Annotated in this window: 21 protein-coding genes; 18 read left to right on the plus strand and 3 right to left on the minus strand. The window is 32.8% G+C overall.

Annotated features, from left to right (window positions below):
- Positions 1-374 precede the first annotated feature (374 nt).
- The 9 genes from miaB to JI750_RS01010 all read left to right on the plus strand — a co-directional run bounded on the left by miaB (position 375) and on the right by JI750_RS01010 (position 10,025).
- Complete coding sequence (miaB, locus tag JI750_RS00970; RefSeq protein ID WP_201998352.1) at positions 375-1,820, plus strand: tRNA (N6-isopentenyl adenosine(37)-C2)-methylthiotransferase MiaB; 1,446 nt, start codon at positions 375-377, stop codon at positions 1,818-1,820.
- Positions 1,821-1,910: 90 nt separating this feature from the next.
- Positions 1,911-2,282, plus strand: a complete 372-nt coding sequence (locus tag JI750_RS00975) for a GxxExxY protein (protein WP_201998355.1) — start codon at positions 1,911-1,913, stop codon at positions 2,280-2,282.
- A gap of 53 nt (positions 2,283-2,335) precedes the next feature.
- The gene (locus JI750_RS00980) at positions 2,336-3,595 is read left to right on the plus strand and encodes a sigma-54 interaction domain-containing protein (RefSeq protein WP_201998357.1); all 1,260 of its coding nucleotides are present in this window, start codon (positions 2,336-2,338) and stop codon (positions 3,593-3,595) included.
- A 102-nt stretch (positions 3,596-3,697) separates the two neighbouring features.
- A complete protein-coding gene (locus JI750_RS00985) occupies positions 3,698-4,201 on the plus strand; it encodes an LptE family protein (RefSeq protein ID WP_201998359.1) in 504 nt (167 codons plus the stop codon).
- 98 nt (positions 4,202-4,299) lie between these two features.
- The gene (locus JI750_RS00990) at positions 4,300-6,033 is read left to right on the plus strand and encodes a tetratricopeptide repeat protein (RefSeq protein ID WP_201998361.1); all 1,734 of its coding nucleotides are present in this window, start codon (positions 4,300-4,302) and stop codon (positions 6,031-6,033) included.
- Positions 6,034-6,036: 3 nt separating this feature from the next.
- Complete coding sequence (gene secG, locus JI750_RS00995; RefSeq protein ID WP_201998363.1) at positions 6,037-6,381, plus strand: preprotein translocase subunit SecG; 345 nt, start codon at positions 6,037-6,039, stop codon at positions 6,379-6,381.
- A 143-nt stretch (positions 6,382-6,524) separates the two neighbouring features.
- Complete coding sequence (locus JI750_RS01000) at positions 6,525-6,800, plus strand: co-chaperone GroES (protein ID WP_008467105.1); 276 nt, start codon at positions 6,525-6,527, stop codon at positions 6,798-6,800.
- 75 nt (positions 6,801-6,875) lie between these two features.
- Positions 6,876-8,507 (plus strand): chaperonin GroEL, encoded by a 1,632-nt coding sequence (gene groL, locus JI750_RS01005; protein ID WP_111365082.1) that lies wholly within the window; start codon positions 6,876-6,878, stop codon positions 8,505-8,507.
- Between the two features lie 318 nt (positions 8,508-8,825).
- Positions 8,826-10,025 (plus strand): alkaline phosphatase family protein, encoded by a 1,200-nt coding sequence (locus tag JI750_RS01010; RefSeq protein ID WP_201998364.1) that lies wholly within the window; start codon positions 8,826-8,828, stop codon positions 10,023-10,025.
- Between the two features lie 261 nt (positions 10,026-10,286).
- On the opposite strand, the gene JI750_RS01015 is transcribed toward JI750_RS01010, so the two are convergent.
- Both JI750_RS01015 and JI750_RS01020 read right to left on the minus strand, forming a co-directional pair.
- On the minus strand, positions 10,287-11,816 hold the full coding sequence (locus tag JI750_RS01015) for a SulP family inorganic anion transporter (RefSeq protein WP_201998365.1): 1,530 nt from the start codon (positions 11,814-11,816) through the stop codon (positions 10,287-10,289).
- A gap of 247 nt (positions 11,817-12,063) precedes the next feature.
- Positions 12,064-12,309: a hypothetical protein gene (locus JI750_RS01020; RefSeq protein ID WP_201998366.1), complete on the minus strand. Its 246-nt coding sequence runs from the start codon at positions 12,307-12,309 to the stop codon at positions 12,064-12,066.
- Positions 12,310-12,479: 170 nt separating this feature from the next.
- Between JI750_RS01020 and JI750_RS01025 the strand changes: the two genes are divergently transcribed.
- The 9 genes from JI750_RS01025 (at position 12,480) to JI750_RS01065 (ending at position 19,175) form a co-directional block, all read left to right on the plus strand.
- Complete coding sequence (locus JI750_RS01025) at positions 12,480-13,475, plus strand: sensor histidine kinase (RefSeq protein ID WP_201998367.1); 996 nt, start codon at positions 12,480-12,482, stop codon at positions 13,473-13,475.
- Complete coding sequence (locus JI750_RS01030) at positions 13,451-14,164, plus strand: LytR/AlgR family response regulator transcription factor (protein WP_201998368.1); 714 nt, start codon at positions 13,451-13,453, stop codon at positions 14,162-14,164. Before JI750_RS01025 ends, JI750_RS01030 begins: the two co-directional genes overlap by 25 nt.
- Positions 14,165-14,487: 323 nt before the next feature.
- Complete coding sequence (locus JI750_RS01035) at positions 14,488-14,952, plus strand: hypothetical protein (protein ID WP_201998370.1); 465 nt, start codon at positions 14,488-14,490, stop codon at positions 14,950-14,952.
- Between the two features lie 347 nt (positions 14,953-15,299).
- Positions 15,300-16,544 carry a TMEM143 family protein gene (locus JI750_RS01040; RefSeq protein ID WP_201998372.1) on the plus strand — a complete coding sequence of 415 codons (1,245 nt, stop codon included), beginning with the start codon at positions 15,300-15,302 and terminating at the stop codon, positions 16,542-16,544.
- A 6-nt stretch (positions 16,545-16,550) separates the two neighbouring features.
- Positions 16,551-17,066: a DUF2199 domain-containing protein gene (locus JI750_RS01045; RefSeq protein WP_201998374.1), complete on the plus strand. Its 516-nt coding sequence runs from the start codon at positions 16,551-16,553 to the stop codon at positions 17,064-17,066.
- Positions 17,067-17,113: 47 nt separating this feature from the next.
- Complete coding sequence (locus tag JI750_RS01050; RefSeq protein ID WP_201998375.1) at positions 17,114-17,578, plus strand: Mpo1 family 2-hydroxy fatty acid dioxygenase; 465 nt, start codon at positions 17,114-17,116, stop codon at positions 17,576-17,578.
- Positions 17,579-17,685: 107 nt separating this feature from the next.
- Positions 17,686-18,192 (plus strand): hypothetical protein, encoded by a 507-nt coding sequence (locus tag JI750_RS01055; RefSeq protein ID WP_201998376.1) that lies wholly within the window; start codon positions 17,686-17,688, stop codon positions 18,190-18,192.
- A 121-nt stretch (positions 18,193-18,313) separates the two neighbouring features.
- Positions 18,314-18,934 (plus strand): hypothetical protein, encoded by a 621-nt coding sequence (locus JI750_RS01060; RefSeq protein WP_201998377.1) that lies wholly within the window; start codon positions 18,314-18,316, stop codon positions 18,932-18,934.
- A complete protein-coding gene (locus JI750_RS01065) occupies positions 18,903-19,175 on the plus strand; it encodes a hypothetical protein (RefSeq protein WP_201998378.1) in 273 nt (90 codons plus the stop codon). Before JI750_RS01060 ends, JI750_RS01065 begins: the two co-directional genes overlap by 32 nt.
- A gap of 350 nt (positions 19,176-19,525) precedes the next feature.
- Here the strand turns inward: JI750_RS01065 and JI750_RS01070 are convergent, their stop codons facing one another.
- A complete protein-coding gene (locus JI750_RS01070) occupies positions 19,526-20,467 on the minus strand; it encodes an AraC family transcriptional regulator (protein ID WP_201998380.1) in 942 nt (313 codons plus the stop codon).
- Positions 20,468-20,491: the final 24 nt, after the last annotated feature.

Below are 20,491 nucleotides of genomic sequence, written 5' to 3' on the forward strand. Positions count from 1 at the left end.
AATATATATAGGTATAACTTTTAGTGATTTCTGACCGAGAAATGTGCTTTTTGAAACCATAATTCCTAGCCCAGATTGAAACGGATTGCCCGGAGTAAAAAAAGCAAAAGTTTCTTGTTGGAAAAAAGCGACCAACGGAAGCTCTTTTTGCAACATTAGAAACTTTGCTTTTTTTATGAGGACAAGTAGTGGAAAGCTGGAAATAGCTTCTAAATAATTATGAATTGTTAATTGTTAATTTCTCTTATATTTTTCCTGACTAAAGTCTGCAAATGAATCCTCTATCAATAATTCTCAAAACATTGTTAATTCTTTATCTGACATCTTGTCATATTCGTTTCAATTACGCTATCTTTGCACTTTGAATTTTTACAATGGAAAAGATTATTGAAGAAAGCAAACAGGGCGAAAGTCTTGTTTTGGAAAATAAACCTGAGAATACTAAAAAACTATTTATAGAAAGTTACGGCTGTGCGATGAATTTTTCGGACAGTGAAGTCGTGGCTTCCATTTTGTCTGACGGAGGATATAACACAACTTCAGTTCTTGAAGAAGCTGATTTGGTTTTGGTAAACACCTGTTCTATTCGTGACAAAGCTGAACAAACAATTCGTAAGCGTTTAGAGAAATACAACGCAGTAAAACGTACGAATCCGAAAATGAAAGTGGGTGTTTTGGGCTGTATGGCTGAGCGTTTGAAAAGTCAGTTTTTGGAAGAAGAGAAAATAGTTGATCTTGTTGTTGGTCCTGATGCTTACAAAGATCTTCCGAATTTATTGGCAGAAGTTGAAGAAGGACGTGACGCCATTAATGTAATTTTATCAAAAGAAGAAACTTACGGAGATATTTCGCCAGTTCGTTTAATGAGTAACGGAATCACAGCTTTGGTTTCAATTACTCGCGGTTGCGATAACATGTGTACGTTCTGTGTTGTGCCTTTTACGAGAGGACGTGAGCGTAGCCGTGAACCTCAAAGTATCATGAATGAAATTCAGGATTTATGGAATAATGGCTATAAGGAAGTTACACTTTTAGGTCAAAACGTTGACAGCTATCTTTGGTACGGTGGTGGTTTGAAAAAAGATTTTGTAAACGCTTCTGAAATGCAAAAAGCAACTGCAGTAGATTTCGATCAATTGCTTGAAATGGTTGCTGCTGGTTTTCCCAAAATGCGTATTCGATTTTCGACTTCAAATCCGCAGGATATGCATGAGAGTATTTTACATGTTATTGCGAAATATTCAAACATTTGTAAACATATTCACTTGCCAGTTCAGTCTGGAAGTAACCGAATTTTGAAAGAAATGAATCGTCTGCATTCTCGTGAAGAATACATGGCTTTGATTGACAAAATTAGAGCTATTGTTCCAGATGCTTCGATTTCACAAGATATGATTGCTGGTTTCCCAACCGAAACTGAAGAAGATCATCAAGATACAATGAGCTTAATGGAATATGTAAAATATAATTTTGGTTATATGTATTCGTATTCTGAACGTCCTGGAACTTTGGCTGGAAGAAAAATGAAGGATGATGTTGAAGAAGAGACCAAAGCCAGAAGATTGCAAGAAATTGTCGATTTACAGCAAAAGCACGCTTGGTTTAGAAGTGAGGAATTTGTTGGTAAAACAGTTGAAGTTTTAGTAGAAAAAGTTTCTAAGAAGTCTAAAGACGAATTCTCTGGAAGAAACTCGCAAAGCATAACGGTAGTTTTTCCAAAAGAGAATTATAAAATTGGAGATTTCGTAAACGTAAAAATTACAAGCTGTACAAGTGGAACTTTAAAAGGTGAAGCGGTTGGGCTTAGCAGCATGAATTAAGTTTTTTTTTTGCCACAGATTAAAAGGATTAAAAAGATTTTTTTTTAATATTTTTCTTACTTTTAATTTTGTACCAAAATTAAAATACTTATGCAACATTATAGAGAAAAAGATACTTACAAGATTATTGGAATCTGCATGGAAGTGCACCGAAATCTTGGCCCAGGATTATTAGAAGTCGTTTACAAAGATGCTTTAGAATTAGAGTTTAAAGAAAATAATATTCCTTTTGAAAGAGAAAAGGAATATTCAATTGAATATAAGGGAACTATTTTACCTCATAAATTTTATGCAGATTTTATTATTGATGAAGACATTGTTTTAGAGGTAAAAGCAATTAAAGAATTTTCAAATGAACATATTGCTCAGATTTTAAATTACATAAAACTATCAGACTCAGAAGTAGGATTGCTTGTAAATTTTCAAACAAAATCTCTACAATATAAAAGATATATTTTATAATTTAGGTAATCTGTGTTAATCATTTTAATCTGTGGCAAAAGAAAAAAATATACATGGAAACAGTTCAAGCAATAAAACAGCGATTTGAGATTATTGGAAATGATCCGAAATTAAATCGTGCTATCGAAAAAGCCATTCAGGTTGCTCCAACTGATATTTCGGTTATGGTAACTGGGGAAAGTGGTGTTGGTAAAGAAAATATTCCTAGAATTATACATTCACTTTCGCACAGAAAGCATGGAAAATATATTGCCGTAAACTGTGGCGCAATTCCAGAAGGAACTATTGACAGTGAACTTTTCGGACACGAAAAAGGAGCTTTTACAGGCGCAACAAGCACTCGTGAAGGTTATTTTGAAGTGGCAGACGGCGGAACAATCTTTCTTGACGAGGTTGGAGAATTACCATTAACAACTCAAGTAAGATTACTTCGTGTTTTAGAAAATGGTGAATTTATAAAAGTAGGTTCGTCTCAAGTTCAGAAAACCAATGTGAGAATTGTTGCGGCAACAAACGTGAATTTATTTAATGCTATTGAAAAAGGTAAATTCCGTGAAGATTTATATTATCGTTTAAGTACTGTTGAAATTACTTTACCTCCTTTAAGAGAAAGAAACGACGATATTCATTTGTTATTCAGAAAATTTGTAGCCGATTTTGCTCATAAATACAAAATGCCACCGCTAAGACTAGATGATGATGCTGTTCAGCTTTTACAAAAATTCAGATGGAGCGGAAATATTCGTCAGCTTCGAAATGTGGCAGAACAGATTTCTGTTTTAGAAACCAATCGTGATATTAGTCTTGCTACTTTACAATCTTACTTGCCAGCCGAAGGAAGCAATCTGCCTTCTGTTATTAACGACAGCAAAAAAGAAAGTGACTTTAGCACAGAAAGAGACATTTTGTACAAAGTGCTTTTTGACATGAGAAGCGACTTGAACGATTTGAAAAAACTGACTTTAGAATTGATGAAAAATGGAACTTCTAAAGTACAAGATATTAATCCGAATCTAATTCAGAAAATATACGGAAATCAGCAAAACGACAGCGAAATTGATTTTGAAGAAGAACCAAGAACAGCTGTTATGACAACGCCTTCTGTTCGAGAAGACAATTATCAAATGCAGGATGACAATTACTTGTTTGCTGAAACTATCGAAGAAGAAGAAATTTTGCGTTTGGAACAAAAAGAAATCGAAATGATCAAAAAATCATTAGAAAAAAACAAAGGAAAACGTAAAGCAGCTGCAGATGAATTGGGTATTTCTGAAAGAACTTTATACCGTAAAATCAAACAATTCGATCTATAAAAATAATTAAATTACAATTTCTAAATTCCAAATCCCAATCATTATATTTGACCACAATTGGAATTTGAAACTTTAAACATTGGATTTTTTCCAATATACATTATGAAAAAAATATATTCTCTTTTCGCCTTATTAAGCCTTTTTATGTTGAGTGGCTGTTCTGTTTATAATTTTACAGGAACTGGAAAAATTGATGCAAAAACATTTCAAGTTAACTTTTTTCAAAACAATGCAGACTTAATTGAACCAGGAATCGATAGAACTTTTACATTGGCTTTACAGGATTTGATAATGAATCAGACTAACTTAAACTTAGTTAGCAATAGCGGTGATTTAGTTTATGAAGGTGAAATTACAGACTACCGAATAACTCCGATGACAGCAACTGCAGATCAGCAAGCTGCACAAAACCGTTTATCGATTCGTGTCAATGTTCGTTTCACAAACAAAAGAAAAGAAACTGATGATTTTGAAAAATCTTTTGAATTCTATTATGATTTCCCTGGACGAGACCTTCCAACAGGATCTGTTTTAAACGAAGCTATCAGAGTAATTTTTGAGAGAATCACCCAAGACATCTTTAATCAATCATTGGCAAAATGGTAATTTTACCTGTTTGTTTAATCGTAAAACCGTTTAATCGATAAAACAACCAAAAACAAATAAACTATTAAACAATTAACCGATAAAACAAAAAATAAATAATGAACGTTAGCGATTATACCTACTTAATGAACAAACCCGATGCTATTACAGAAAAGCAGGCGGACGCATTAGGAAGTGTTTTGAATGAATTTCCGTATTTTCAAAGTGCACGCGCATTGCGATTAAAAGGGCTTTACAATCAGAACAGTTTTAAGTATAATTATGCTTTGAAAGTTACCGCAGCATATACAGCTGATCGTTCTGTTTTATTTGATTTTATAACTTCTGAGGCTTTCACTTCTATTCAAAATGATTTTTACGAACAAAAACTGAGAGATCTTCTAGAAATTACTGTTTTTGACAGTGAAATTATTTCATCAGAGCAAATTCAGAAAGCAATTGAAATAAAAACCGACATTGAAGAACAGCCTGTTTCAGATGCAATTAAAGATGTACAAGCCACTTCTGCTGAAACGTCTTCGGTTATAGAATCTGTAAAAATTGAAGAAATTGTAAAAGCTGAAGAACCTATACAAACTGAAGAAATAAAACTTCAAGAACCTATAGTAGTTATTGAAGAGCCTAAAAAGTTTCCAGAAATAGATCCTTCTATTTTTCTAGCAATAAAAGAAGCGCATTCTGTTACTTTTGAAAAACCAATAATAAAAGAAGAGCCAAAACAACTTCCAGAAATAGATCTTTCTATTTTTGCTGCAATAAAAGAAGCACAAACTGTAACTTTTGAAAAGCCTGTAGTAGAAGAAATAGAACAGAAAATTGAGTCTGTTGAATCTAATATTTCTAATGATGTAGAAGAAGTTGAAACAACTCTACTTTCAGAATCAGTACAAACTGAGGAATCTAAAATTGACCGTATAGAAAACTCTATTTTAAGTTCTATAAAAGTTGCTGAAACTCCTTCTGTGCCTATACCTGAATCTATAATTGCAGTTGAAGAGCATAAATTTGATCGTATTGAAAATTCTATTTTAAGCTCAATTAAAGAATCAGAAGCCGCAACTGCCGAACAACCTTCAAAAACTGAAGAAATAAAAGCTGAGCCTATTACAGAAGATCCTGTTCTAAATTCGACCGAAGAAGACGAAGATGACAGCGTTATCGAAGAAATGATTATTCCTGAATTTAAAATGAATTCTGTTGAACGATCTATTCTTTCTTCAATCAAAGAAGCTGAAACAAAAACGCCTGAAGAACCAAAAGAAGAGATTCTCGAAGTTTTGCAATCTGAGGATAAAGAAGAAGAGCAAATCATAGAAGAAAATGAACAACCGATTGAAGAAATAATCGAAGAAGAAGAGCCTAATGAACCCGCAAAGACAGCCGCAGAACATTTAGAAATCGGAAAACCTTTGGATTTTTCTCTTAGCGAAAAACATTCGTTCCAAGAATGGTTGCAATTATCTAGAACAGAACCTATTGACCGCTCAAACGAAATTTCTCCAGAAGAACAAGCTAAAATTGAAGCTGCGAAAGAAGAAGAGAGACAAAAAAAGGCTGAAATTATCGATAAATTTATCGAAAACAATCCAAAAATCTCTCCAATAAAACCTGGCAACAGTGCTCCAGCAGTTCAAATTGAGACCTCTGTAGAAGACAATTCGTATTTAATGACGGAGACTTTGGCTAGAGTTTATCTGGAACAAAAGAAATATACAAAAGCAATTCAAGCATATGAAATATTAATTTTGAAATATCCAGAAAAAATTACTTTCTTTGCAGACCGCATATCGGATATAAAGATTTTACAACAAAATAACAATAACAATAATTAAGTAATGAGCACATTTTCAATTTTTTTAGTTTTAATTACAATAGTTTGTTTTCTATTGATCATCGTTATCATGGTACAAAACCCTAAAGGAGGCGGATTGTCGTCTACTATCAGTGGAACTCAAATGTTAGGTGGAGTACAAAAAACAACTGACTTTTTAGATAAAAGTACTTGGACTTTAGCTACTGTTTTAATTGTGCTAATTTTACTTTCAAGCTTAAGCTTCTCTGGATCTTTAAGCGATACAGAATCTAAAATTATTGACAAAACTGAAGCTCCTGTAAATGCACCTGCAGCTCCAGCGCAAGGAACTACACCAGCTCCTGCAACTCCAGCACCAGCTAAATAATAGAAGCTCTATATAAAATTTAATGCCAGCCTGTCAAAGCTGGCATTTTTTTTAAGAAATAATGTCAGTTTTTCTAGCATGGCACAGTTTCTGGAAGTTTATAGAACAGAAAAAAATCGTATAACTTATAATAATATAAAATCATGGCTTTAAACATTAAACCGCTTTCAGACCGCGTACTTATTGAGCCTGTTGCAGCTGAAACTAAAACTGCCTCAGGTATTTTTATTCCAGATACTGCCAAAGAGAAACCACAAAAAGGAACTGTAGTTGCAGTAGGAAACGGAACTAAAGATCATACAATGACTGTAAAAGTTGGTGATACTGTTCTTTACGGAAAATATGCAGGTACTGAATTAAAATTAGAAGGCACTGATTATCTAATCATGCGCGAGGATGATATTTTAGCGATTATCTAAAAATATTGTATTAAGTACGAAGTACTAAGAACTTCATTTAACTTGAAACAAATCAAACTTTAAACAAAAATTAAAATGGCAAAAGATATAAAATTTGATATTGAAGCACGTGACGGATTAAAACGTGGTGTTGATGCATTAGCAAATGCTGTAAAAGTAACTCTTGGACCAAAAGGTCGTAACGTAATTATCGGAAAATCATTTGGTGGACCAACAGTTACTAAAGATGGTGTTTCTGTTGCAAAAGAAATCGAATTAAAAGACGCATTAGAAAATATGGGTGCGCAAATGGTGAAAGAAGTTGCTTCTAAAACCAATGATTTAGCTGGTGACGGAACTACAACTGCTACAGTTTTAGCTCAAGCAATCGTAAAAGAAGGTCTTAAAAACGTTGCCGCAGGTGCAAATCCAATGGACTTGAAACGTGGTATCGACAAAGCTGTTGAAACTATCGTGGCTGACTTAGCAAAACAAGCTAAAGTTGTTGGAAGCGATTCTGATAAAATTCAGCAAATTGCTTCTATCTCAGCTAACAATGATGAAGTTATTGGTGAATTAATCGCTACAGCTTTCGCTAAAGTTGGAAAAGAAGGTGTGATCACTGTTGAAGAAGCTAAAGGAACTGATACTTTTGTTGACGTTGTTGAAGGAATGCAGTTTGACAGAGGATACCTTTCTCCTTACTTCGTAACTAATCCAGAGAAAATGGAAGTTGAATTAGACTCTCCATACATCTTATTATATGACAAAAAAGTATCTTCTTTAAAAGAATTACTTCCAGTTTTAGAGCCAGTTGCACAATCAGGAAAACCATTATTGATTATTGCTGAAGATGTTGACGGAGAAGCTCTTTCTACATTAGTAGTAAACAAATTAAGAGGTGCTCTTAAAATTGCTGCTGTAAAAGCTCCAGGTTTTGGAGACAGAAGAAAAGCAATGTTAGAAGATATCGCAATCTTAACTGGTGGAACTGTAATTTCTGAAGAAAGAGGTTATACTCTTGAAAATACAACTATCGAAATGTTAGGAAACGCAAAAAGAGTTTCTATCGATAAAGACAACACAACTATCGTAAGTGGTGCTGGTGAAGCGGATATCATCAAAAACCGTGTGAACCAAATTAAGGGTCAGATGGAAACTACTACATCTGATTATGATAAAGAAAAATTACAAGAGCGTCTAGCTAAATTAGCTGGAGGTGTTGCGGTTCTTTATGTTGGTGCTGCTTCTGAAGTTGAAATGAAAGAGAAAAAAGACAGAGTAGATGACGCTTTACACGCAACTCGTGCTGCTGTAGAAGAAGGAATCGTTGCTGGTGGTGGTGTTGCTTTATTGAGAGCTAAACTTGCTTTAGCTGACTTAAAAGCTGATAACGCTGACGAAGCAACTGGAATCCAAATCGTTTCTCGCGCTGTTGAAGCTCCATTAAGAACTATCGTTGAAAATGCTGGTCTTGAAGGTTCTGTTGTTGTAGCTAAAGTTTCTGAAGGAAAAGGTGATTTCGGATACAACGCAAAAACTGATGAATATGTAGATATGCTTACTGCAGGAATTATCGATCCGAAGAAAGTAACTCGTGTAGCTCTTGAAAACGCTGCATCTGTTTCTGGAATGATCTTAACTACAGAATGTGCATTGATTGATATTAAAGAAGAAAATGCCGGAGGCGGAATGCCAATGGGAGGCGGAATGCCAGGAATGATGTAATTCATTCTCTTCTTAAAACTTAAAAGCGCTGGATTTTTATCTGGCGCTTTTTTTTGATAGCCACGAATTCACAAATTATATTTTCAATTCTGTGTGTTTATTTTTTTTGCCACAGATTAAAAAGATTATCACAGATTATAATTCTTTTAATCTGTGTAATCTGTGGCTAGTAAAAATATAGCTAAAGATTATAAAATAATTCGTGAATTCGTGGCTAATCTCCTCAGTCAAGTCGTGGCTATCTTTTTTATTTAACATTCTCTTTTTCTTTAAAAAATCTGTTATCTATACCTTTGCGGTTCTATTTAAAATTGCACAATGAGAAAATTCACAACTCACTTTTTATCTTTTACATTTTTACTTCTTACTACTTTTTTACAAGCCCAAAATAGCAAAAACAATTACGTAGTTTTAGTTTCTATGGATGGTTTTCGCTGGGATTATGGGAAGATGTATAATCTTCCTAATCTGAAACAAATTGAGAAAGAGGGCGTTCATGCTAAATCAATGAAACCTTCTTATCCGAGTAAAACCTTCCCGAATCATTATTCAATTGTAACGGGGCTTTATCCAGATCATCACGGAATTATTAATAATGTTTTTTATGATGCTTCTTTGAATCAGTCTTTTTCATTATCAAGCAATGCAAAAAATGATTCGAGATTTTATGGCGGAAATCCGATTTGGAATTTAGCTGAACAGCAAGGCGTAAAAACAGCCTCTTTCTTTTGGCCAGGTTCTGATATTGACAAAAGAAACCCAAGTTATTTCAAAAATTATGATGGCAAGATTCCGTATGGAGCAAGAATTGATACCGTTATGAAATGGCTGCAGCTTCCAGAAAAACAGCGTCCTCATTTGGTGACTTTATATTTCGACGAACCAGATCATACCGGGCATAATTTTGGTCCGCTTTCTCCAAAAACTGAAAAAACAGTGATCAAAATGGATTCAATTATTGGAGAAATATCTAGAAGACTAGATCAATTGCCTATTGGAAAAAAAATCAATTTGATTATTGTTTCAGACCACGGAATGGCCACTATTAGCAATGATAAAAAAGTAGCGGTGTTAGATTATTTAAAACCAGAATGGTTAGGTTATAAAGACGTAATTAACCCTATTATGAGTTTACAGGCAAAACCAGGCTATCAAGATTCTATTTCAAATGCTTTGAAAAAAGTGCCTCATATTAAATTTTGGAAATCGACTGAAGTCCCAAAAAGATTGCATTATGGAACAAATCCTCGTGTCCATGATTTTGTTATTGAAGCTGATAAAGGCTGGAGTTTAGTAAGCAAAGAAAGCACGCATATAAATGGAGGAACGCATGGCTATGACAATGAAGAAAAAGATATGCATGCCATCTTTTATGCAAAAGGTCCAGCTTTTAAAGTCAATAAAAAAGTAAAAACGTTTCAGAATGTTTCAGTTTATCCTTTAATTGCTCATATTTTAGGTTTACAAGTGGGAGAAATTGACGGAAAGTTTAGCGACGTAAAATCGATGCTTCGTTAATTAGATAATCTGGCAATTAGAAAATTTGCTAAGGGATTGAATGTCAACCTGAGCGAAGTCGAAGGGCGCTCCAATTGGCACGTGGGCTTCGACTCCGCTCAGCCTGACAAACCTATAAATGCAACAAACCCGACAGGTTTTAAAAAACTGTCGGGTTTATTTTTTGATATACATTGCGTAGATGCACTGCAGCGCATCTCTACAGAAAATCGATTTGAATTAATTCACAATTAATAATTCACAATTAACAATTAACAATTATCAAGACACCACCTTATAAGTAGGATCTTCAATAACATTAACTTTAATAACAGCATCAGCATTTTTTAATAATTGTCTGCAATCGGCGCTTAAATGCTGCAACTCAACTGTTTTATTTATCTGATTGTACTTTTTAGTAATATTACTTAAAGCTTCAATTGCTGACATATCAGAAACACGACTTTCTTTAAAATCAATAATAATATGATCAGGATCGTTCTGGATATCAAATTTTTCTAAAAAAGCAGTAGTTGAGCCAAAGAATAATGGTCCGAAAATTTCGTAATGTTTTATTCCGTTTTCGTCAATATAGTGTCTTGCGCGAATTCTTTTGGCACTTTCCCAAGCAAAAACCAAAGCCGAAATAATTACCCCAATTAAAACTGCTAAAGCCAGATTATGCAATACAATTGTAATTAAAGCTACTAGAATTCCAACAAAAATATCATGTTTTGGCATTTTGTTTATAATCCTGAAACTTGCCCATTCAAAAGTAGTAATGGCTACCATCATCATAACCCCTACCAATGCTGCCATTGGCAATTTTCCAATTACGGGTGCACCAAAAAGAATAATCATTAAAATAGTCAAAGCGCCAATAATTCCCGCAAGTCTGGCTCTAGAACCAGCTCCAAGATTTACCAAAGTCTGTGCAATCATTGGACACCCTCCCATTCCGTAGAAAAAACCGTTTAAAATGTTTGAACTTCCTTGTGCAATACATTCTCTATTACTGTTTCCTCTTGTTCCTGTAATTTCATCAACCAAATTCAGCGTAAGCAAACCTTCTGTCAAACCAACAGCGGCAACAATTACCGAATACGGAAATATCACTTTTAAAGTTTCGAAAGAAAATGGAATATTCGGAATATGAAATGGAGGAAATCCACCTTGAACCGAAGCAATATCTTCAACCGTTTTGGTTTCGATATTAAAAACAATTACGATTGCAAAAACGACCATAATAGCGACTAAAGATGCTGGAACGGCTTTTGTAATCTTCGGAAAAATTAAAACTATAGCAATTGTTAAAGCAACTAGACCTAACATAATATATAATGGAGTTCCTTGAAGCCAAGAAACCTGTCCATTGACAACGGTTTTAAACTGTTCCAGTTGCGACATAAAAATTACAACAGCCAAACCATTTACAAAACCAAACATTACAGGCTGAGGAACTAATCGAATAAACTTTCCAAGTTTAAAAAGTCCTATACAAATCTGAACAACACCGCCAAGAGCGACGGCAGCAAAAACATATTCAATTCCGTGCGATTTCATTAAAGCGATCAAAACAATTACCGTTGCTCCCGCTCCGCCCGAAATCATTCCCGGTCTTCCGCCAAAAATAGCAGTGACTAATCCTGCAATAAAAGCGGCATATAAACCAACTAATGGTGGAAATCCAGCCAAAATAGCAAACGACAACGATTCTGGAATCATGGTCATTGCTACAGTTAAACCTGCTAAAATTTCGTTTTTATAATTAACTTTCTGGCTAAAATCGAAGAGTTGGAATGCTTTTTTCATGGCGTAAAATTAGAAAAATAATACGCAAAAGAACAGACCTTTTAGCTGATAAAAAGGTATTAGAAAAACAGTTCAAAAAAAACAGTTCAATCAGACTAACTGTTCGAGAAGAAAAAGAAAAATAGAAAGTATAAAACTTAACATTCCAGATTTATTTTAAAAATTAGAATTATTACACAAAATACTTACAAAAAATACAAACACGTTAGCGTATTTACACCTGTTTTTTAGAAATAAAAAATGCAATTTATTCTAATCGTACACAAGTAAAGCCTAAACCGTACAAATGACTAACAACTTTATCATATTGCAAATCAAAACCTTCTACTCTTAAAATCTTGTCGCAATCCTCCAAATCAAAATTAATTTTACAATCTGGAAACTGATTTTGCATCATTGTTATAATATAATCTCGATCAGATTCTTTCTGGACATTTGTTTTAAAAATTTCCACAATCTTCTCTGCTTCTTGTAATTCTTTAAACTGGTACATTTTTATTTTTTATTAAAAAGATTATAGAAACTCAAGCTCAAAAATAATAGAGAAATCCTTATTTTAATAGCAATTTTATATCAATGGCGTATGATTTATTCGAATGGCGTTGGTATAAATTATTCTTGATAAATGCTTACAAACTATAGGATTATATTATTTTTGCCGCTATGACAATTGCAAAAATCTACCAGAATTTTTTTCTACGAAACTTAATCGTAAATACACTTGTTTATTTGGTTATTTTGGCCTGTATTTACGACGAAATAAGACTCGATGGGCATAGCTGGTCTTATATTCTCAGTAAAATTGCTATGGGATATTTCCCTTGTATTGTCTGGATTACGGTTTTTAATATCTGTATCATTAATCCTTTTTTATTCCACAAAAGGTTTAAGATCTTTTTTACACTTCTTGCCATTTATTGGACTGGTTTTTACTTTTTTATGAATTGGTTTTTTCCGCTTGTCGGATTAGGAAATTTAAAAACTCTTCAAATTGTATCACTTATCATAAATGGCTGTTTTTTCTATTTTCTGCATATTGTAATCAGTAAAAAAATGAGTCAGGCCGATAAAGATATTATGAATTTTAAGTCGGAGCTTTCATTTTTAAAACAGCAGCTGAATCCGCATTTTTTACTAAATGCCATGAATAATCTTTACGGAGAAGCCTTGGCAGAACCAGAAAAAGTTCCAGACAGAATCCTGAATCTCTCAGACTTGCTGCGCTACCAGATCGAAGCTTCAAAAAAAGATTTTGTTTTAATGCAGGAAGAAATTGCTTTTATTAAAAAATATATTGAATACTATACGTTTAGAAACGAAAGACTCGCTGTAACGCAAAATATTGAAGGAGTGCATGATCAAATCGAAATCCCGCCTTTGTTCTTTTTGCCCTTGGTAGAAAATGCAGTAAAGTTTTCTGCCGAAACGGCCAAACCATTTATTAATCTGGATTTGAAAGTAAATTGCCGAAGTTTATGTTTTACTCTTAAAAACAATTGTTTAGATACAGAATCACGGCTTTCGAGTACAGGAATCGGAATTGAAAACCTAAAAAGACGTTTGGAAGTATATGGTTTAAAACACACTTTAAGCTGTAAAAAAGAAAAAAATATGTTTGTTGTAAAATTGAGTATATGGCACTTACCTACCGCTGTCTGATAATCGATGATGAATCGCCGGCACATAAAGCCTTGATTTCGCACATCTCCAAATTTGACGAACTGGAACATTCCGGAAGCGCATTTAATGGTATGGAAGCCATAAAACTGCTTAACGAAAACCAATATGATATTATTTTTCTTGACATTAATATGCCTGTCATTTCTGGTGTAGAATTGATGGAACTGCAACCCAAACGTCCGCTTACAATTGTAACAACGGCTTATTCCGATTATGCACTTTCAGCCTACCAAAACGATGCTATTGATTATCTTTTAAAACCGATTTCGTTTGATAAATTCTCAAAGGCGATAGAAAAAGCTAAAACGTATCATTCAGGAAATAATCTTAAAAAAGAAAACAGCGACGACGAAAAAGTACTTTCTTACCGTTCCAACGGACAAGCAATTGAAACACCTCTTTCTGATATTTTGTATATCGAAAGTTTAGGAAATTATATGAAATTGTACAACTGCAAATTAAAATCTCCGATTGTCATTTACGGTTCTCTTGCCAGTGTAAGTGCTGAAATTGATTGTACGCACTTTATACAAGTACATCGGTCTTTTATAGTAAATACGACTAAAATTTCTGCCATTACTGCTAAAAATCTTACTATGTCTAATGGCGATGTTATTCCTGTGGGAAGGAAGTATCAAATTTTGCTAAATAATCTTTCGATTAGATAATTTGTCAATTTGGACAATTAGATAATTTTTGAAAAGCTCATCTTTTTTATGTTGGGCTTTTTCTATTAAATCATTTTTATACAAATGAAAAGCTTCTTTTTTTGCTCAATCCTAATGCACCATAAAAACTCCATATTCCCAATAATTACTGGTATTTCAAACTCTAAAAATCATTATTTTAATTTGTTTTAAATCTACAGCGACTACCCTATTTCTTTATTTTGTTAATTATTTTCTTAAAAAAAATGACGAACCAAGCAACTTTTCCTACTTAATTATTTAAATTCGCCAAATAAGCAATCCCCTAAGCTATTTATAAACCAATGACCATTTTTAATTTCTTTAAAAGATCTACTACAAAATGCCCGAGATGCCTTGGAAAAAGATTTGTTGATTGGGATGATATCCGCCGTTTAAACCGTCAATTAAAATGGAGTCCTGCGCCATGCGCGTACTGCGATGCAACAGGAAGAGTCCCCAAAGAAATGCTTTCGAAAGTTGCTGTAGATTGCATGTACCTGACCATAGACTTGCCAGAATCTGTAATCGAAAAAATAAAAGAAGGCGATCTACAAACGATTGAAAAAGGAAAACAGCGCGAACTTTTTGTAGATCATCTTATACAATATACAGAGCATCATTATCTTGCTCAAAATCTAGATGCCGAAAGCATTGCTAATTTATATTTGGAATACGAGGCAGAAAAAGCTCCTTTTGCTGTTACCAAAGAAGAATTAATAAAATATATTCAAGGTGTAATCGAACTTAAAAAAACGGTATTACAATAACCTTTGCAACTCAATTACTCAAAATCTTTGACCATTTACAAAAACAGGTAAAAACACCTATAGCCGCTCTATTATTTTGTTCTAATATTGTTATGAATAATTTTTAGTTTAGGCAAGGTTTTCTAATAGAGAGCTTTTTAATTTTTTGTCACTTTTTTTTTGGAACAGAAAGTGGAATTTCAAATCGCTGGTACCGATTGGAAATTTCACTTTTTTTTGTTCGTCATCCTGAGGAACTTTAAATTCTCTGTCTCTTTACCTCTTTATACCTTTGTATCTCTACACCTTTTCCCCTAAGAAAAAAGCAGTATTTTTGCGTTCTGTAAAAGCCACGAAATTAAGTCCGCATGACTAGAGAACATTATATTCCATTTAACAAAGAATTTTTACTGGAACAGCAAATCGCAACATTTGCTGAAGATTCACAAAAAATTAGTGATTTTAAAAAGCTGTTCGAAATCATCGAACATTATTATCATTACGAGTCTTTTAATCTTAACAGAAATCTAAAACAGCATTACGCTCTCTATGATCCAGATTTAAGTGAAAAAGAGCGTGAGCAATTTATCAATAAAAGCAATTTCCCAATTTTTAAAGAAACGTTGCTTAAAGTTCTAGAACGCGGCAATTACTACAGAATCAACCAAAAAGCGTTAAACGATGCTTTTAACGAATCTGATTTGATTGGATTGAATCTTTCTATTGATTTTAATGCCTTTAAAGATTTCGAACTTTATGCACGAGGCCATCATAAAGCAAAAGAAAAAATCAAAAAATATTTCTTCTGGACCAAAGAAGTCGAAATTGAATATTATGATCGTGTCTTAATTTACCTCAATTACAGCGAAGCTGATTATCTAAAAGAAAAGAAAGTCAAATTAGGTAAAATGCCAATCGATCCGGGTTCAATTGCATTGAAAATATTCAAACGCGTTCCTAAAAACGATCTTGAAACTATTTTTCCAAATGCCATTCCTAAAATGTCTCTTAAGGATAAATTGCTGCTTTGGGTTCCTGGTGTTTTTGGTGGACTTTCGTTATTGAGCGCCAAGGTGATTCCAGCCTTGATCAATATGTACGACGCGTATCAAACTGGCGAAACAATCGATTTACTAAACAGTAAAACTTCTTTAAATCAAGGTTTAATAGCACTTGGAATTTTAGGAGCATATTGCTTTCGTCAATACAATAATTTCATAAATAAGAAAATCAGGTATTCTAAAACGCTTTCTGATAGTTTGTATTTTAAAAATATCGGAAACAACAGCGGTGCGTTTTATTCTTTATTAAATTCTTCTGAAGAAGAAGCTTTAAAAGAAACTATTCTTGCTTATACATTTTTACACGAAAGTAAAAAATCCTTAACCACTGAAGAGCTAGACAATCAAATTGAATCTTGGTTTAAAACCAAACTAAATGCCGATTTGGATTTTGATGTAAACGATGCTTTATTAAAGCTAAAAAGCATTGGTTTAGGAATCGAAACTAATGGAAAATGGAACGTGATTCCGCTCAATGAAGCGCTTATTGCCATTGATGAACTTTGGGATAATGTTTTTCAGTACAATCAGAAAGCTAATGCTCTAAAATAATTAAAAATGTATACTTACAAATGTTCCTGCTGCGGAGAAGTTTTTGATCAAATGCCTTTGTGTTTTGGAAACGAATTTCCTGCTTATTATTTTACAATTCCACCCGAAGAAAGAGAACAAAGAATTGAATATGGAGGAAGCTGGTGTTATGTCGATGAAGAACATTTTTTTCATCGTGGCAGATTAACCATTCCTATTATTGATTATCACGAAGATTTGGTTTTTAATGTATGGACTACAATAAGCGAAGATAATTTTTGCCTACGAATGGATTTATGGAAAGATCCAAATCGAATAAATCAAGAGCCCTATTTTGGTTGGATGCAGACTGACGTTCCCACTTACGGCAAAACTATATCTCTAAAATCAATCGCCATTGAACAAGGTTTAGGATTGATTCCTGAAATAAAACTGATTGAAGAAAATCATCCTTTAACTTTAGATCAGGAAAACGGAATCACATTAGAAAAAGCCATTTCGATTGTAGATGAAATAATGAAAATACAGCACGGTAAAAGCTAAAAGAAATTTTATTAGATTTACGCATCTAACCTTTAAAACCACAAGCAATGAGAACATTAGACCAATGGTTTGCTGAATATGCTGTAAGTCATCAGAACCCAACCAACAAGGCGATTCATTACATTTGCGTTCCCGCGATTTTCTTTTCTATCGTAGGTTTACTTATGAGTATTCCAACCAGGATTATTGCTAATACTCTAAACCTAAATTTGCCTATTATTGAAAATTGGGCTTTTATAATTTTACTTTTTGTTCTTGTTTTTTACATTAGATTATCCGTTTCTATGGCACTAAAAATTGCTGTATTCTCTGGAATCTGTTTAGTTATCAATTATTATATCGGACAAATTGTACCGTTGTGGGCATTCTCAATTGGCGTTTTTGTTATTGCTTGGATAGGACAGTTTTATGGTCATAATATTGAAGGCAAAAAACCTTCTTTCTTAAAAGATCTTCAATTTTTATTGATTGGCCCTGCTTGGGTTGTTGAGAATTTGTTTTCGAAGAAGTAAACTTGTCCATTTTCAAAATGATATTGCATTAGTGACAAATAATTAAACATAAGTATTCTCTTATTTTTAAAATAAAAATGTACTTTTGACATACCAAAAACAAAATCATGATACAGTTAATCTGGGGAATACTAAACGTTTCACTGTTTTTAGGGCTTATTATTTTTTGCGCAAAAAAAGCAACTGAAATTCGTAAAAAAGTGGGTTTGTCCGTTGCCATTCTCTTTTCTTTTTTTGCTTTATCTTTTATCACAAGACCAAGCAATGAACAAAAAGATAAAAAATTTGAATTTGAAAATAGGGAAACCGAAAAACAATCTTTAAATCGCAATACCTATCTTTCAAAAATTACCCTTGAAGATGACTTATGTACAAAATTTGAATTGAATGTAATTTGTGATGGTGAAAATGCGCGTTCAGCATTAATTCAGAGAACTGGATTTATGGGTGGCACAGAATGGTCTACACTTTATATTAATATCAATAAAACAGAAAAGAAAAATACCTTCCAATATCAGGCTGGAGGAACTAGAAAATGGATACTTCTTGGTATAGAAATATATTCAGAGTATAAAGAATTTAGCGGAATGAGCGAATTTAAACCTGCTTTCTAACGTTCTTTAAATCCTAAATCAATTCTAAAAAAATAAAGGACAAAGAAGAATTTTATCTTTTTTGTCCTTTTCATTTTTAAAAACATTTAAAACTGTTCACATCAAAACAAATCAACATCAAATGAAAAAAGTTTTTACATTTATTACAATTTCAATCTTAATTTCTGCCTGTAAAAAAACTGAAAATAATGCCACTTCTACCATTTCAAAAATAAAAACTGATAGTGTTGCACTTAACCACTCAGCATCAGTAGCCGCATCAGATTCCGAAGCTCTTTTAGATTTATTCACCAAAAGAAAAAAAGAAATAGTTTTAAAATTAAAATCTATTTCTGCCGAAGAGTCCAACGCTTTGTATGAAAAGTATTTTGAAGAAAACAGTACCTTATTACAAGAAATAGCAGGAAAAGAATCTCCCGTATTAGATAGATTTTATAATGAAGACGAAGCTGATAAAAAAGCTGTTAAACTTTTAGGTGAGAAACTTTCCAAACATCAATTACAGTTTTGGGAAATTGGAGAAGGCTATGTAGAAATAGAACCTTTACATGATTTCTACTATACTATTTTCAAAGATTACATAACTAGCGATTACAAAGATTATCTGTACTTAAAAAGCGAAGAAAACAAAACGTTATATTCTGCAGATGCTGGACTTGTGATCTCTTTTAAAGATCTAGGCGACAGAGTAATTTCTTGGGGAAAACTTTATGACCAAATACCCAAATTCAAAACTGATTGAATCTGTAAAAGATGAATACAAAAATTACCAAATGGATTATCTAATTGGCCAGGATAATACGCCAACCGCAGAACGAGCAACAGATGAGACATATATTTATCCTGAAAACATTCAGGAATTTAACCGATTCATGAAAAAATATCCAAAAAGCCCTACTGCTCCTCTAATTAACTTGTTTATGGAAAACTTTAAGACTGAAAATATTTCGGATTTATTAAGAGCTGAACAAGATAAATTGTAAAATTTTAATTGAAAAATAAGTTTAACCTTTAGAATCTGAAATTTGAGAATCTGGCAACGGTCATTATTTATAGTATTCTCTTTGTATTTTCTGTTTATTACATTTTTGAAAATTCTAAAAAGCAACCAAAGTAAATTGTAAGCTTGCGAGAAAAGCGTAGAAATATCTATAATTTAGAAAGTGCATTCCTTTAATAATTAAAAGAATGCGCTTTTATTTTTTGACCGTGACGGTACAAAGTTCTATTTATTTGTAGATAATTTAAAACTAGAAATACTTCATTCTAAAATTAAACTGCAAACCAATTCCCGAAAGGGAGAATGAGATATTAAATGACAATTTCATAATTATCACAGCAACTTTATTGGTATATAAATATCTATAATATGATGATTTTCGGGATGCGATTTAGGATCGTTTAAATGACTTAAAAAGAAATTTCTGTTATCTGGCTGATATCCATTTTCTTCAAACCATACTTCATAAATATAATTCCATGTTTTAAAGCATTCAGACATTGGCGCTTCTTTGTGGAAAATAGCATACAATCCGCCACTTATCGTTGTATTCCCAATTATACCTTCTCCAACTATTTTTTCAGGAACAGACAAACAAACATCTGCTTGAAGCATTCCTTCTAAATTAGCATTACTTCTATAAACAGTTAATGCTTTTGTTTCAGGAAAATTTACCAAATTTCTTGGGGAAGCCCAGCTAAAAAGCTGTTTAAACATATCTTCAAATGTTTCACTATCATGTTTGTGAATATTCAGATTTCGAATGTAAATAACGTTAAATGCATCCAGTTTTTTGATTTCAAAATCAAGTTTCATAGTTTCACTCATTTCAATATTTTTTAAATTATTTAATTTGAGTGCAAGATAGTTTTCGATTTCAGACTGCATTTTACCAATATTGCTATCTATTATACCAATATTGCTATTTTTATGTAACTTTCGCCATTCACTGGGAGTTACATGTTTAACTTCACGGAAAGCTCTTGAGAAAGACGAAATACTTAAGAAACCACATTCAGATGCTATTTCGCTAATTGTTTTGGAAGGATTGTTCATTAAGAAAAATAAGGCTCGTTCAATTTTTGCATTTTTAATAAAATCATTAATTCTTGTTCCTGTTACTGACTTAAAAATTCTATGAAAATGAAATTTTGAAAAATTCGAAAGAACAGCCAATTTCTCTAAAGAAAGTTCTTCATGAAGGTTCTCTTTAATATAATCTATACTCTTATTAATTCTAAAATAATACTCTTTAATAGACTCTTCTTTTGTCATGCTTTTGGATCTATGATATTGTTT

Origin of the sequence: Flavobacterium tagetis (assembly GCF_016735615.1) — a bacterium.
Taxonomy (GTDB): Bacteria; Bacteroidota; Bacteroidia; order Flavobacteriales; family Flavobacteriaceae; genus Flavobacterium; species Flavobacterium tagetis.